We start from the raw sequence: 14,980 nt of genomic DNA on the forward strand, positions 1-14,980 counted from the left end.
GCTCGTCGGCTCGTCCACCATAGAAAAGCTTTCGCAAAATTCGCCACTTATTGATCACGCGTTGCTTACCAGCCAGTGGGTCCCCATCAGCTATGGATGCCGAGGGAACCCACTTCGATAGGTCCGATCTACTCGGCGGCTTCACTTGATTCGTACAGCCAATTGACTGGAAAGCGAGTGATTTGCAGTGAATTCAAACCCGGGTACTCACAATGGCCTAGCACCACATGGTCGTCTGCGAATTCAATCGCCGTGTAGCAGTACCAGCCTTGTGGATCGGTGCCAATGTTTTGAACGCGCTGCCACGTGCTTCCTTCATCTCGAGAGATTGCCACTGTAAAGGGACGGCGGCCGACTGGTTTAGCAGATGCCAGAGGGTCGTCACCATTGTTCCATACCAGCAACAGGTCACCTGTTGACGGGATTCGCTCGATCGAAGCCGGCGAGGTGGTTAGCTGGGCCATATTCGATTGCTGCAGCGGCGACCACGTTTCGCCGCCATCTTTGGAATGTGAAACAAGTTGACTTTTATTACTGCGAGCGAACATCATCAGTTCACCATCTTTTAATTCCACCACGCCGGGCTCCTGAGCGAGCAGTTTGGATTCCAGTGTGCTGCTTGCCCGCCATGTCTTGCCTTGATCATCCGAGAGGTAGCAGACCATCGCCGCCGACCCCCGAAATCCCGGCCAGCCGGGCAAATAGTGGACGGCCAGCGGCACTACCAAACGTCCCGATTTCAGCTGGATCACACGGTCATTGTTGAGCACACGATAACCTGGTTCGTCTTTCGGTACGACGTAGGTCGGCTCGGACCACGTTTTTCCTTCGTCAGCACTGGTGCGCATCAAGATATAGTTCAGTTGCGAGTACTTGGTTCCCGGCGGCCCCACATACTTTTGGATATAGAACATTGCGATCCGGTCATCTTGCAGACGCAGTAGAGAAACCGACATCAAGTTCGTCTCGCCAGATTTTCTCGCGAGCACCGGCACGTCCTCCTTGCTCCAGGTCTTGCCGCCGTCAGTGGAGTGTCGCGACATCAGTTCGGCGGGTGCGTGATCGCTGGTGCCGATAAACTTCGTGTAGATCAACAGAAGTCGCCCATCCTTGAGTTGGATAAAATCGCCTTCGCTATTGCGAGCGTTCTCAGGCCGGGGAGAAATCCGCAGTGGTTTTTCGATCCCCGGGACAACGCCCTGAGGGGCTCGTGGCTCCGCACCAGTGGCCGACACCGCGAAGCAAGCCGCTACGGTAAGAACGGGGATCAGAGAACAGCAGTTTCGAATTAGCATCGTGTCGACAACCTTTTCTAAAAGTGAAGTAAGGGACCTTATAGAACACCAAAGCGTTCATACGCCGCGGTGGCAGACATTCCACCCTGCACCGCGATTCGCATCTCGTTCTCTGCGGTGGCTTTGTCCCAGGCCGCCAGGATAACGTCGCTCTGGATCGCTCGGGGCACGATCGCGATCCCGTCATCATCGGCAGCGATCAGGTCACCGGGATGGACGGTAACACCGCCGAGATTGATGGGCACGTCGTAGGCACTCACACGCTGCCGATGCTGACTATCGTAGGGATTCGCTCCACGGGCGTAGACGGGGAATTTCAGCTGACGCATTTTGTGTTGATCCCGCACCGCACCGTCAACCACGGCGCCACAACAGCCTCGATTCACCGCGGCGCTGGAAAGCAGTTCGCCCCACACGCCCGATCGCATCGAGCCATCGGCGGCACAGACGATGACGTCATCGGGTTGGCAGGAGTCGATGGCCGCCAGCTCCAATTCATAAGGGTTCGGATCTTCGTGGCTGATGTCTTCCCAAAGCGTCGTCTTGGCGTTGCCGATCAGGAGCGTTCCGCTTGTCGTCAACGGCGTGATCGGCAAGCACGGCGACTGATCACGATAGCCAGCCGTATCCAGTGCATCGCACAACAGCGCCACTGTCAACTTTTGACGCAGCTCGTCGAGCGGTATCGGCAAAACCCCGATCGCTGGCGACGGCGGGTTGGTTTGGTTGGATTGCCGTTGCCCACTATCGTCCTTGGCATGGGATTGATCGGGATGCTGATTCGTCATGAATGAAAAGCGGCTAGTCCGCCTCCTTCTGTTGCGTTTGAAGCGATTTAGAAATTGATTGAGCCCCAGCAAGTAGCTGAGGCACCCATTTAGCTTGGATATTGTCGTCTTGGATCCGCACCGTCGGGACCGACAAGCTGATTGCGGCCGCAATCCCTTCGGAGTCGAAGACCGGCACACCGATGCAGGTTACCCCGATATCTGTTTCGTCCTCCTCGATTGCAAAACCGTCCTTCTTAACCTGTTTCAAAATCTTCCTAATCTCGGCTTCGTCGATCACGGTTTTGGGAGTTCGTCGTTCGATCGTTGCATGGCGAAGCAAAAACTCCTGCCGCGCCTCTGGCAGGAACGACACAATCGCCCGTCCGAGCGAGGTGCTGAAGCAGGGGTCGCTCATCTGCGGCGAAACCGCTCGTCGAAGCGTTTTGGTTGTTTCGATCACGTGCAGGTAAAAAATCTTTTCGAACCGCAAAATTCCCAAGTTGATTGTTTCGCCAGTCTCCTTGTTCAGTTTTCGCATGACCGGGTCGGCGACTGAGACCCAATACGGATCGTTTGCTGCCAACGCCAGCCGTTTCACCATGCCTGTTTGTCGGTACGTGCCACTACCACAGTTGGCGGTGTATCCGAGCGTGCAGAGCGTTTTGAGCAACCGGTGAGCTGTCGATTTAGGCAGGCCCACGAGGGCGGCCAGCTCGTTCAGCGAAACACCCTCCGGGCGACCGGCCGTTGCTTCCAGAATGGCGAATACTTTTACCAAGTGAGCGGATTCCATGACTGATCGTCTCCTAAAGTAGCGTTCCGCCATGCGGAACGATAGCCCTTGTCGCGGTGATTGGCGAACTGAACCAGAAATTGGCTTTAGCACAGTAGACATTTGAATGCATTTTCCGTCCCGTGCAACCTGTGTTCCTCTTGACGGAACGGACTTGGCTGATTCGAATGCAGCCACGACCGGAAGCTGAACGCCTCGTTCGGCCCAAACGACATCGTAATCCGGCCAGCAATTGAAGTCTCATGATTCCTACCGAAAGCGATTCGATGACGTACTACAAGCCCCGCGTGTTGATCGCCGGCTTGTTCCACGAATCGCATACTTTCATCGAGGGGCGTACGCGGTGGTCCGAGATGACGGTCCACCGCGATGATGAATTGCTGGATCTCTGCGGCGATTCATCACCGCTGGGAGGCGTGTTGGAGTTTGCCGCAATGGACGGTTGGGAAGTGCTGCCGTCGATCTCCGCCACTACCACGCCAGGACCGACACTCGATGATGACGTGTTGGAGAACTATTGGTCCGAATTCCAGCAGCGCGTGGAGCGGTTTCGTTCCGATTGGAGCGTTCCTGCAGCTCACGGGATCGATGGTATCTTTCTGGTGCTTCACGGCGCATCGGTAGCAAGCACGGTCACTGACGTCGAAGGGGAACTGCTGACCCGCATCCGCCGCATCGATGGCTTCGCGACGCTTCCGATCTTTGGCGTCTACGATCTTCACGCCAACTTTTCCGACGCGATGGCGAGGCACGCCAATTGCCTGCTCGGCTACCGAGAGAACCCGCACAGTGACGCACGGGCGACATCGGTTCGGGCGGCGAAGTTGCTTAGCCGGTCTCTGCGATCGGGCGTTCAGCCTCATCAGATCGTATCACGACCGGGCATCGTTTGGCCGCCGACGGGGACCGCCACGGCCAACGAACCGATGGCCGGGCTCATGGCGAGGGCACGCCAGCTCGAGCGAGCCCATCCCGATTTCTGGGCAATCAGTGTCAACGCTGGATTTTCGTTTGCCGATACGCCTGAGACCGGCGTTTCCTTCGTGGTTTCCACTGCGGGTGATCTGCCGGAGGCCAATGCAGCGATCGCAGCTCTCAATGATCTGGCACTCGAAAACGCAGCCTTAGGGAACGTCGTCGAACCGCCGCTACCAGTCGTGATGGAACAACTGGAGCAATTGAAAAGCCTCGGGCCACTCGAGGGTTTGACGTTGCTAATCGAACCGGCTGACAACATTGGTGGCGGTGCGCCGGGCAGCGGCATCACGACACTTCGCGTTTTGCTCGATGCGGGTTACACCGGAGTTGGTATCTGCTTGTGGGATCCGCCTGCGGTGGATGTCGTCTCGCAATCGAAAGTTGGCGACACCTTCACGCTCCCGCTCGGTGGTCGAGGCAGCGATCTACTCGACCCCTCTCTGAGGCTCCGCTGCGAACTACTGCGGGTCGGCGACGGTGTGTTCGAATTGGAAGACAAGAACAGTCATTTGGCCTCGCTGGTTGGCGATCACTTCGACATGGGTCGAATCGCCGTTGTTCGTGCAACTGATCCGCACCGCCCCGGTGGAGAGGCAACCGTGTTGCTGACCACTCGTCGCACTCCGCCAATGGATTTGGGCGGATGGAAGCTCGTCGGAATCAATCCAGAGTCATTTTCAATCATGGTGATCAAGGCGGCGGTTTCCCATCGTCAGGCCTACGACCCGATCGCGACCCGTCAGTTTTGGGTCGATACGCCGGGGCCGTGTTCTTCGCGGCTGGAGTCGTTGCCGTTCCAAAAGATAGCCCGTCCGATTTTTCCGCTCGACCCACTCGTCGAAAGCAAGCAGAAACCGTCGTGCGGTTAACAACCTAACCATTCTTAATATTTTCACTTCGAGATTCAACCGATGCCCAACCCTGAAGTCTCCTACCCTCGCGACGCTGACACACCGGTTTCCCACCTCCCATTCAGCCCCTGTGTTGTCGTCGGTAACCTCGTTTTCGTTTCGGGTCAAGCATCCGTCGACAAGACCGGCAAAATCATCTCGGGTGATATTGAAAGCGAATTTCGTCTGTCGATGCAGAACGTCGAGGCCGTTTTGAAAACGGCTGGCACCGACTTGGCTCACGTAGTCCAAACCCGCAACTATGTTCGCGACGAGAACGACCTACCGAAATACAACGAGTTGTATGCCGAGTACTTTACCGACGCCAAACCGGCACGCACGACGATCACTCAGTGCTTGCCTCAAACTCTGCGGTATGAGATCGAATGCATTGCCGTCCTACCGCAGTGAGCCCCCCCTTCGCACGACACACGGATGAAACCATTGCATGGCATCACGAAGTTCGAAACTTCGACATTACCTAAACGGATAACTCACCATGGCCACGATCGACTGGATTATCCTGTTCGCCTATGCGTTCTCGACAATTGGGCTGGGGTGGTATTTCGGTCGCAAGCAGGAGAGTGCGGACGAGTACTTCGTAGGCTCGGGAAAGATGAACCCGATCCTGATCGGTGTTTCACTGTTCGCGACTTTGCTGAGCACGATCAGCTATCTGGCGTTGCCGGGTGAAGTTGTCGGCAAGGGCCCGATTTTCTTAACGAACTATCTCGCCTATCCGTTGATCTACCTGTTCATCACAATGGTTTTACTGCCCGTTTACATGCGTCAACGGGTCACCAGCGCGTACGAATTGCTAGAGCATCGTCTGGGACTGAGCATCCGGCTGCTGGGCGCGACGATGTTCTTGCTGATGCGATTGGTTTGGATGTCGCTGCTGGTTTATTTAACCGCCAAGGCGATCGCGACGATGATCGGGGTAGGCGATGAGATGGTCCCCTGGATCGTCTTGGTCACTGGCGTCTTCGCGATCACGTACACATCGCTGGGTGGTTTGAGTGCAGTGGTGATCACAGACCTGATGCAGACGGTACTACTCTATGGCGGTGCGCTATTGGTCCTGGGAACCATCACCTGGAACATGGGCGGGTTTGGCTGGTTCCCGACGCAATGGCAATCAGAAGTTTGGGATCGCCAGCAAATTTTCAGCTTGGACCCAGCAACTCGTGTGACCGTGTTTGGATCGATGCTGTCGGTATTCCTGTGGACGGTTGCCACCGCTGCCGGAGATCAGGTTTCTGTTCAGCGATACATGGCGACCGAGGATGCAACAGCTGCGAAACGGGCGATCGCGATCCAGTTGACCGTTGCAGTGGTTGTGGGAATCACGCTGGGTTTGGTTGGGTTTGCATTGCTGGGATACTATCAGGCCAATCCGGATTTCCTGCCAAGAGCAACCACACTGCGATTGCAAGCTGACGAATTGTTTCCTTACTTCATTGCGAACCGCCTGCCCCCAATTGTTACCGGATTGGTGGTGTCGGGACTGTTTGCCGCCGCGATGTCCAGCATCGACTCGGGCGTCAACTCGATCACAGCCGTGGTGATGACCGATTTTTTGGAACGCTTTGGATTGAAACCACAATCCGAAGCAAAACACCTGATGTATGCGAGGTTGTTGGCAGTTGCCATCGGTGCCATCGTGGTTATGGCAAGCAGCCTGATAGAGCATATTCCGGGGAACTTCATGGCGATCACCAACAAAACCGCGAACCTACTCACAGTCCCGATTGCGTTGTTATTTTTCTTCGCTTTGTTTGTGCCGATCTCAAACGCAATCGGAGTTTGGATTGCCACCATCGCGAGCGTTGGCGTGGCCGTATTAATCGCCTTCTCAGGATTGTTCTTTGGAATGAATCCCGAGACGGGCAACGATCCCATCAGCTTTCAATGGATCGCGCCTTGCGCATTGTTGACCGGTGTCGTCGTCGGCCTCATCGCTTGTAAACTATTCCACCGAGCGGAGACCGCAGGATAACTTCGTCCACTGCCCTCGGTGCGTCACCCTATATCGTCGCTTCTTTTTTCGTCAGACATTCAGCTAACACCACCACACTTATTGATTGAGACAATGAGAAAAAGTAAATCGCTTGCAAAGATACGCAATGGCGAGATGATCCGCACTTGCGTCGTGGGGCATTACATTCCCGCTTATGTCTGCCACGCCGCACGGGCAGGATACGATTGCATCTGGCTCGACTTGGAGCATCGATCGATGACGATGCGCGAGGTAGAAGCGTTGCTGGCGTTCTCACATCTGTACGATATCGACATTCTGCTTCGCCCACCCACCCTGGAGAAGACCAAGCTGTACCGTTATCTCGAAGACGGTGCCGCTGGACTGATGATCCCGCATGTATCGACTGTCGAGAAGGCCGAGCTGCTCGTCGATGCTGTTAAGTTTCCTCCGCTGGGAGATCGTGGACTTGACAATGCCGGACTGGACGCTGATTTCCATATTCACGACGCGGATGAGTACATCGCCTGGGCGAACCGAGAGACGTTTTTGTGTGTGCAGATCGAAACACCGGAAGCAGTCAAAAACGTGGATGCGATAGCGGCCGTGGAAGGAGTCGACATGCTTTTCGTCGGTCCTGGGGACCTCGGTCTTCGACTTCGTCAAAGCGGAGAGATGTCGCTCGACGAAGCGTGGGAGATCATTGCCGCGGCATGTCGCAAACACAACAAAGCATTCGGCGGCCCGATGGTCGCTGAGGGTGAGATGCAAAAAAGAAAAGACCAGGGTGCCCAGCTGTTGGTCAACAACGGCGAATTCCACAGCTGGTCCACCGTTCTTCAACAAGATAGCCTGAAATTTGATGCGCTCCGATAAGATCGTTTGCCTCGACTCGAAACGCGCGCTCGTCACGGGGGCGGGCCAAGGTATCGGTCGAGGCTGTGCCATCGAACTCGCGCGGGCGGGTGCCGATTTGATTCTCAATGACCGCCCCGGCAGTCGAGATCTCGTGCAAACTGCCGAAGACGTTCGCGCCATGGGGCGTCAGTGTTGGACGGTGGAGGCCGACGTGTTTTCGCCCAGCGGTTGCGTCGGACTGATTGACTCAGCGATCCGACAGGCGAGCGAAATCGACATCCTGATCAGCAATCCGGCTTACGGTAGGCAGGATGGCTTTTTAGATTTTTCGGCAAGCGAGTTTGACAAGGTGATCGACGCGACGTTCAAGTCCGGCTTTCATATCGCCCAAGCGATGGCCCGCCACCGCGTGGAAGTAGGTGGCGGTGGAAAGATCCTGTTCATCACCAGCGTCATGGCAGAGATGCCGTTTGAAGGGAGTACGCCGTACTGTGCTGCCAAGGCGGCGATGAACCAGCTCACACAGAACATTGCCGTGGAGTTATTCGCTCACCGAATCAACGTCAACGCAATCGAACCGGGCTGGATCGATACGCCTAGTGAACGCGAAAAATTCTCCGATGAAGTCGTCGATTCGGGCGGAGCGGACCTTCCGTGGGGGCGGCTGGGCACACCGACAGATATCGGCCGCGCCGCCGCCTTTTTAGTGTCCGATGCTGCGGACTACATCACCGGCGTGGTCCTCCCGGTCGATGGCGGGTTTCGATTCAAGGACATGCGCAGCGTTTCTCAAGTAGCACCCCAGAAGTGATATGAATATGACTGATGTCTCGCTGTTTGAGTCTCGAGAGTTTGGCGGTGATCGTGAGGGGCCGCGCCTGTTGATCACCGCTGGAATTCATGGCGATGAGTATCTGCCGATGCTCGCGGTGAAGGAGTTGATCGATCGGTTTGATGCCAGCCTCACGCTCCGCGAGAACCTGCAAGGCACCGTCACGCTGATTCCGATTGCCAATCAGGCAGCGTACGAACGAGGTCATCGATGCGGTTTGGATAACATCGACCTGGCCCGCGTCTTCCCGGGTAAGCCCGACGGCAATCCGACACAGCAACTTGCGTGCGAGCTGAGCGATCAGATTCGCAAGTCCGATTTTTATATCGATCTGCATACCGGAGGTACCGAATTGTGCGTCCTCCCATTGGCAGGATACACCCTGCATCGGGAGCCGTCCGTGTTGGAACAACAACGTCAAATGGCGGTTGCGTTTGGGCTACCGTTTGTCTGGGGAACGTCGGCCGACTTGCCTGGGCGTTCGTTGTCGCTGGCTGGCGATTCGAAAGTCCCCGCGATCTATGTCGAGTACCTCGGAGCGCACCGTGAACTTGCTGAAGCCTTGTCGGGGGCCGCGCAATCGCAGACCCCCGATCATCCGCTGGTGTCCGGCTGTCTGAATGTCATGCGGCATCTAGGAATGTTGCCTGAAATCGCTGAGCTACCCCCTGTGGCCTGCGACGTTGTCGAGGACGAAAGACCAGAAGCGGGACACATGCAGGTTGCTCACCCAGCACCTACGACCGGGTTTTTGGTTTCGCATGTGGAACTCGGTCAATCCGTCGTGGAGGGAGGTTTGTTAGCGGAGATCGTTGACGCAACCACCCAAACTACCCGACAGGTCTTGTCACAGCAGAATGGCAGAGTAATAGTCATTCGCGATTATCCAAGGATTAACCAGGGCGACGCCGTGGCGGTGGTTGTCGAAAGCGGTAAAGCAGAATGAGCGTTTGGAACTGGAGTGATCGCTACTCACCCACCGTCGACCAAGACCTTCAGGTGACACTTGGCGAAGGACAGACGGCGTGCGTCCGATCCCGCCGGATTGGTCCCGCATTGGGAATCAAAAATCTGTACTTCAAGCTCGAATCGACCAACCCAAGCGGATCGTACAAAGACCGCTTTGCCGCGTTGGCGATCAGCCACATGTTGCAGCGTGAGCAAAACACCTGCCTGGCGACGTCGAGTGGAAACACCGGTGCAGCATTAGCCGCTTACTGTGCTGCTGCAGGTATCCGATGTCAGATCGCCGTTGTCGAAACGGCACCGTTGGCGAAGCTGCAACAGATGATGGCTTATGGAGCCGAGATTCAGAGAGTCCGAGGCTTTGGAACCGACTCGGCGATCACCAACCTGGTCTTCGATCGATTGCAGCAACTTGCCGCACAGCCACAATGCGAGTTGCAGATCAGCGCGTATCGCTACAGTCCGCTGGGGATGCAGGGGGTCGAAAGCATCGCGTTTGAAATCGAAGCACAGATTTCTGACTTGGGCCGTTCGGTCGACCACGTCTTTTGCCCGGCCGGCGGGGGCGGATTGACGCTAGCAACAGCTCGCGGCTTCCAAAAAACTTCCGCAAGACCCGCGGTGCATTGCGTTCAACCGGAAGGGAACGATACGATCGCCAGCCCACTTCGTAATCGCTGTGATCAAGCCACCGATGTGCAATGCACCACGTCGATCAGTGGCTTGCAAGTTGCGTCGGTAATCGATGGTCACGACGTGATCGCTTGCTGTAGCAAATCGAAAGGCACCGGATACACCGTCAGCGATGCTGAAACGTTTGAAGTCCAAAAGCGATTGGCGCAAGAAGAGGGCATCTTCTGCGAGCCTGCGGGGGCTGTCGCGATGGCAGGAGCACTGAACGCGTTCCGCAGTGGCCAGCTGGATCCCGAGGCAACTGTAGTCTGCATTGTTTCGGGCAGCGGATTCAAAGACGCGACCTCGATCCAACAGATGAACCAGCGTTCGAGATGTGAACTTGTTGATGTGGATGATCTTTTTCAACCTCTAACGATGAGAAGCTGAAACCGGTTCATCCGGGTGTATCGTAGATTGGTTCGCAAGATTCCTGGACATGTCTGCTGGCGTTCCTTCCCACCATCGCGGTAACACAGTCCTTAACGCAATCAAGCCTGCAAAGGACGAGAGAGCCTGCTCGCGTGGATGACTCAATTGAATAAGCTCACCCATGGCCACGTCGTTGCCATCATCGGAAAACACTCAGACAAAGCTATGATCGTGCCGCCGGCAAAGCGGCCATCTTATCCGGCCACGAACTGACTGTAGCATAGTTGTTCCGATTGGCCGATTCGAATCAGACTGACAGGCGAGATGGAACTGAATCGGAGCAGCCACAGGGAGCTGCCGCCATCCCAGTGATCCGCTAGGGGACCTTAATTCGCTTGGTGGCGTCCGCCGGTAGATGAAACAGCAACATGTCCGGACAAGGCTGCGCAAGTGGCGTTTTGTCCTGGAAGTAGCGGTTTCGCTGCAGCGTCATTTGATAAGATGAGATCAGATAGTAACCGGGCCGACTTGGCCAAGCGAACATCTCGTCGCGCTCTTGCCGCCATGCGGCGGAGGTGAAGACATCTTCCTGGTCCGCGAGCAATTGTTCTGGACTGCCGAGCGACGACCGGAACAACACGGTCATCGGTCGCTGCTCAGGGTGCTCTTTGACCCAATCGACCATCCGGTATGTGCTCTGCCCCCAATCAACGTTGCTGTAGCTCAAGTGCCGCCAACCGTTGTTCGGGCCGCCCGCGAGTGGATTGAAGAACGTATGCGCCAGGCCGAGATGCGTGGCATGGAACCAGATCGTTCCCGATAAACAGACTGCCACCAATGCGTAGGCGAATCGTTTGGGAAAAACGATCATCACACGTGAGGCGAGAACGAACAAAAAACCATAGGCGGGGAGGACGTAGCGAACGTGATGGGTGAACCCCGTTTGGGAACTGATCAGAATCCTGCGAAACCCAGTCGAGCGTGCCTACTCAAGTTTTCTGTATACGACCGCGCAGGGGTTTGAGCCGGAGACTTCGTTTGCGGCGGCACTCGATGCCGAGTCTCAACGGATCGAAGCGGGATGGCATCATATTTGGCATTACACCGAGATGGGGTACTACTGCCAACAACTCGCTCCTTTTCTCGAGGCCTTTGGGCGTGAGCGTGTGATGGTGCTAATCTACGAGCAGCTATGCCAATCCGATCCCGATTTGATTCGTAGTGTCGCTGAGTTTATCGGCGCGGCGCCAGAGCGGTGCCCCGACGATTGTTCCATCGTGAACACTTCGGGGGTACCGCGTCATGAAATGATCGGGCTATTGGGAACCGCGGTACACCGCTATCCGAAGATGAAGTCGATACTCAAGCGAGGTTTGCCCCACCGGTGGTTGGAACAAGCTCGTAGCGCGGGATTACGAAAGCCGCCGATGAGAATGCGGGACCGGCAACGTCTCAACGCCCTTTTTAAACGAGAAGTGACCGACTTGGAGCAACTGCTTGACATCCAGTTGCCGCAATGGCAAACGTAGGCGTTCAAGCAGGAACAAACCATTCGTTGTCGACACGATCAATTGTTGAACAGTTGACGAACGCCGTAGGTGAAGAAGGTTCCAAGACCGAAGTTGATGACTTCCTCTTCACACTTGTACTGCAGGATCAATGTATCGCCGGGCTGGACCAACGGTCGGCTGCGGGGATCATTGACCGCTTTGGCGAGGTCCACCTCGATGGCGACCTGGCCCTTGCAGGGGGTATTGCGAAGGATGTAGAGCATCCCTGGGGCGACGCCGAGGTTTCGGATGCCACCAAATCCACCGCCGCCGCCACTACCGCGGGCTTCTGAACCGATGCCTTGTCCGGCCAGAGCCATGGCTCCGAGGACGTCGAGGTCATAGTCACGCGGCAGCAGGTGCTGTCCTCCGGGCAACAATCCCCCAGTATAGAAAACCTCGGTTTCACGGCTTTCGATGTACACAATATCGCCGTCGTAGAGCGTGATGTCCTCTTCGGCGATGTTCGGCACGACACCCGGACTCACACGCAGTGGAATACGCAAAATCGAAGGATCATCGGGCATCTCGGGTGGACAGTAACATGGGTCGACCATCGCCGCACGCTGGGACGCCCAGTAGTTGCGAAGGAACTCGGTGCGTTTGCGTTTATCCGCTTCGGACGCCCGTAGCACCATGACTTCGTTCTTGGCCGTCAAACCCGGCAACCCGCCGGTTTCCACCAAGGCGTGCAAAACATCATTCTTGTAGGCGGGAAGTTTGACCAACCCACCGGCTGCCGAGCGGTCGCTACCGCGAATCGTCTCATCGCCGCCTCGGCCTCCGCCGCCCATGGCATCCTCTCGCACGACGATCACGTCGAACGTGCGTTCTTTGATCAGAGTCACGATCGGTCTCGCTTTCTCTTCTCGCAGAATCTCGTTGTCGATGTATGCCTGACGAATTTTCTCTCGGACCTGATCGAGGGTCAGACCACTGACCTCGAGCGGTTCAATCAGCGGCAGGGCGAGCGTCCCGTCATCTTGGACCGCGATCGGGTAACCGATCGATGGCGGCAGGGTGCTGTTCTCCTCGGGGAAGTTCACCGGCGGTGGCTGCGGCGGCGCATTGGGTGCATTGAATGGCAACACACCCTCAATGTAGACCCCCAAAATATCGTCCGGGCCGAGCTGGTAGTCGCGCGGCGGTTCACGCGACAGATTGGCAATGTCGACGGGAACGAGGTCGTTCTTGGGAGGCGGAAAGAATTCCGGCGACAATCGATTGGCGGGAATGCCATCGATCGGCTGCGTTAAACTGGTACAACCGGTTAGGGATGTGGCCACCGCAACGGCGAGACTGCACCCGATTGCCGAGCGAATCATTCGCCCAACGTGCGACTGAAAATCGTTGGTGTTCATCCGAGAACTCTCCAGAACTTGATATGTGTTTTTTCGGGTGCAGAACCGAGTGTTTAACGTGAACCGCTGTCTTGTTTACCGAAGATTTCTTCGATGACCGCGTCAATCTCGGCTTGGCTTGGCTCGCTCACTGCACTCGGCCGATCGCCGATCGAGTCGCTTGCAGGCGCGTTTCGTGAGGGTGACGTGACCGCGGTGGTATCGCGTGGCACTAACTCGAGTTCGTCAAACTCGGCCGTAGACTTCGCTGTCAACGTCGACCCCGTCCCACCGGATATCTCGTTCCAAAATTGCTTCTCCTGAGCAGTTAGCTTTGTCTCAGAGGATTCACTGGAACGGTTATCAACCCCGAAGTCGTTCGTGTAAGGATCGACTTGGATCTCTACTGGCGGGACTTCGGCAGGCTCGATCTCGAGCGGCTGGGGAGCTGCCGGTTTCGCATCGTCGAAGGCGCGATCGAGCTCGGAACGAGCTGGATCGGGAGACGGAATCTCCTCCGCTGCTTCTACTGGAGCGTTCTCAAGGCTGCGTTGGGCGGGTGGTTCGGCCAATGTCGGCTGCCCACCATGGCTGTCTTCGATGACAACGCCACCGGGAACCAAAGTTTCGCCTTCATCGAGCACCACACCGGGTGGCAAACCTCCCGATCCCGTGGGCGGAATCGGTGTGACCGCCGGAGTCGGCGAAGCCGTACCGGTCATGTTCATCGAGTTCGTATTGTTGGGCCGCATGCCGTTCAAGCGAACGGTGTTGTAGTTGCCAATGCCATCCTCTTCGGCCGCTTTGGCACCGAGCGGGAAGCCTTCGTACCAAGCATTGACTGCCGCTTGGCCGCTACCGCTTTGGTAACGCCAACCCCAGTACTCCGAGGAAATCACCGTCGGTGTGCAACCGGCCCCGCCATTGGCGACGTCGATGTAACCGGCGATAAAGCCGTTTCGGAAGTCCTTGAGATAACAGTGTCCGTGATAGTTGGGCTTCACCCGGAACCAAGCTCGGGTCGCCATCACCTTGTTGCGGTGACTGATCATGAAGTCGTCGATGCAGTCACAGTGCTGGATCTTCTTCTGCAGACCACCGAGCATCGTACAACCGGTCATCCCCGTGGCGGTCACCCCCAATGCGATCCCGAGGGCACAGCGTTGCCAGTAGCGGCGACGTGCTGTGACAGCGGCGACGGCGTCGGGTTGCGATGTCGATTTCTTCATCATGGGCATCATTGCCAGTTCCCCTTGCGGTGGAGTGGTCGACTCCGCGTGTCGATCACGCGATACGTCTCCTGCCACCATCTCGCCCCCCAAAGGCTGCAACGGCGTTCAGAATTGAGAACCTGACCCTTTTCGCTGCTCACGCGGCGATCAGAGTCTTCCTTGCCCTGTTTATCGCCCTTTCAATCACATCGGTTTAACCAAAAGCTCCGGAAATACGGCCCTCGATCGTTGTGCCGCCATTGGCGAGCGTGCCGGTTGGGGTGCATTCTTACCTGAAAATCGCACGCCAACGCCTGCTCACCTCCCCCGAAGCACCCCCTCAACCAGCTCCACTGAGGGGTCTCTCTATGAAGTCGATGACCAAAAGTCACGATTGGAGTGTCTCCGGCCGATGATCCTCAAATCTCCTAGTTTTCTTCTACCAATGCGGCCCCTGCGAGCTAAGTTGAATAGA

The 14,980-nt window shown here is 56.4% G+C and carries 14 protein-coding genes; 8 read left to right on the top strand and 6 right to left on the bottom strand.

The window, feature by feature from the left end; genetic code table 11:
- Nucleotides 1-128: 128 nt before the first annotated feature.
- From CA85_RS15110 to CA85_RS15120, 3 genes are read right to left on the bottom strand one after another with little or no spacing between them, the layout of a single operon-like run.
- Nucleotides 129-1,295 (bottom strand): sialidase family protein, encoded by a 1,167-nt coding sequence (locus CA85_RS15110; RefSeq protein ID WP_146392158.1) that lies wholly within the window; start codon nt 1,293-1,295, stop codon nt 129-131.
- A 38-nt stretch (nt 1,296-1,333) separates the two neighbouring features.
- The gene (locus CA85_RS15115) at nt 1,334-2,083 is read right to left on the bottom strand and encodes an RraA family protein (protein WP_146392159.1); all 750 of its coding nucleotides are present in this window, start codon (nt 2,081-2,083) and stop codon (nt 1,334-1,336) included.
- A 13-nt stretch (nt 2,084-2,096) separates the two neighbouring features.
- Entirely contained in the window at nt 2,097-2,858 is a 762-nt protein-coding gene (locus tag CA85_RS15120; protein WP_186774964.1) for an IclR family transcriptional regulator, read from the bottom strand.
- 242 nt (nt 2,859-3,100) lie between these two features.
- On the opposite strand from CA85_RS15120, the gene CA85_RS15125 reads away from it, so the two are divergent.
- From CA85_RS15125 to CA85_RS15155, 7 genes are all read left to right on the top strand, one after another.
- Nucleotides 3,101-4,705, top strand: coding sequence for a M81 family metallopeptidase (locus tag CA85_RS15125; protein WP_222435452.1), 1,605 nt, complete (start codon nt 3,101-3,103; stop codon nt 4,703-4,705).
- A gap of 42 nt (nt 4,706-4,747) precedes the next feature.
- Complete coding sequence (locus CA85_RS15130; RefSeq protein WP_146392161.1) at nt 4,748-5,137, top strand: RidA family protein; 390 nt, start codon at nt 4,748-4,750, stop codon at nt 5,135-5,137.
- An 88-nt stretch (nt 5,138-5,225) separates the two neighbouring features.
- A complete protein-coding gene (locus tag CA85_RS15135) occupies nt 5,226-6,725 on the top strand; it encodes a sodium:solute symporter family transporter (protein ID WP_146392162.1) in 1,500 nt (499 codons plus the stop codon).
- Nucleotides 6,726-6,860: 135 nt separating this feature from the next.
- Nucleotides 6,861-7,580: an HpcH/HpaI aldolase family protein gene (locus tag CA85_RS15140; protein ID WP_222435453.1), complete on the top strand. Its 720-nt coding sequence runs from the start codon at nt 6,861-6,863 to the stop codon at nt 7,578-7,580.
- Nucleotides 7,567-8,373 carry an SDR family NAD(P)-dependent oxidoreductase gene (locus CA85_RS15145; RefSeq protein WP_146392164.1) on the top strand — a complete coding sequence of 269 codons (807 nt, stop codon included), beginning with the start codon at nt 7,567-7,569 and terminating at the stop codon, nt 8,371-8,373. The genes CA85_RS15140 and CA85_RS15145 overlap by 14 nt, the downstream gene beginning before the upstream one ends.
- A 1-nt stretch (nt 8,374) precedes the next feature.
- Nucleotides 8,375-9,340, top strand: coding sequence for a succinylglutamate desuccinylase/aspartoacylase family protein (locus tag CA85_RS15150; protein WP_146392165.1), 966 nt, complete (start codon nt 8,375-8,377; stop codon nt 9,338-9,340).
- Nucleotides 9,337-10,422 carry a PLP-dependent lyase/thiolase gene (locus tag CA85_RS15155; RefSeq protein WP_146392166.1) on the top strand — a complete coding sequence of 362 codons (1,086 nt, stop codon included), beginning with the start codon at nt 9,337-9,339 and terminating at the stop codon, nt 10,420-10,422. Before CA85_RS15150 ends, CA85_RS15155 begins: the two co-directional genes overlap by 4 nt.
- A gap of 358 nt (nt 10,423-10,780) precedes the next feature.
- Here CA85_RS15155 and CA85_RS15160 read toward each other — a convergent pair whose 3' ends face one another.
- The gene (locus CA85_RS15160; protein WP_146392167.1) at nt 10,781-11,275 is read right to left on the bottom strand and encodes a hypothetical protein; all 495 of its coding nucleotides are present in this window, start codon (nt 11,273-11,275) and stop codon (nt 10,781-10,783) included.
- A 61-nt stretch (nt 11,276-11,336) separates the two neighbouring features.
- Between CA85_RS15160 and CA85_RS15165 the strand changes: the two genes are divergently transcribed.
- Complete coding sequence (locus tag CA85_RS15165) at nt 11,337-11,933, top strand: sulfotransferase domain-containing protein (protein WP_146392168.1); 597 nt, start codon at nt 11,337-11,339, stop codon at nt 11,931-11,933.
- 38 nt (nt 11,934-11,971) lie between these two features.
- Here CA85_RS15165 and CA85_RS15170 read toward each other — a convergent pair whose 3' ends face one another.
- Together CA85_RS15170 and CA85_RS15175 are read right to left on the bottom strand one after the other, a co-directional pair.
- The gene (locus CA85_RS15170; RefSeq protein WP_146392169.1) at nt 11,972-13,315 is read right to left on the bottom strand and encodes a polysaccharide biosynthesis/export family protein; all 1,344 of its coding nucleotides are present in this window, start codon (nt 13,313-13,315) and stop codon (nt 11,972-11,974) included.
- A gap of 53 nt (nt 13,316-13,368) precedes the next feature.
- Nucleotides 13,369-14,526, bottom strand: a complete 1,158-nt coding sequence (locus CA85_RS15175; protein WP_246112832.1) for a hypothetical protein — start codon at nt 14,524-14,526, stop codon at nt 13,369-13,371.
- Between the last annotated feature and the right edge of the window lie 454 nt (nt 14,527-14,980).

Origin of the sequence: Allorhodopirellula solitaria, from assembly GCF_007859855.1 — a bacterium.
GTDB lineage: Bacteria > Planctomycetota > Planctomycetia > Pirellulales > Pirellulaceae > Rhodopirellula > Rhodopirellula solitaria.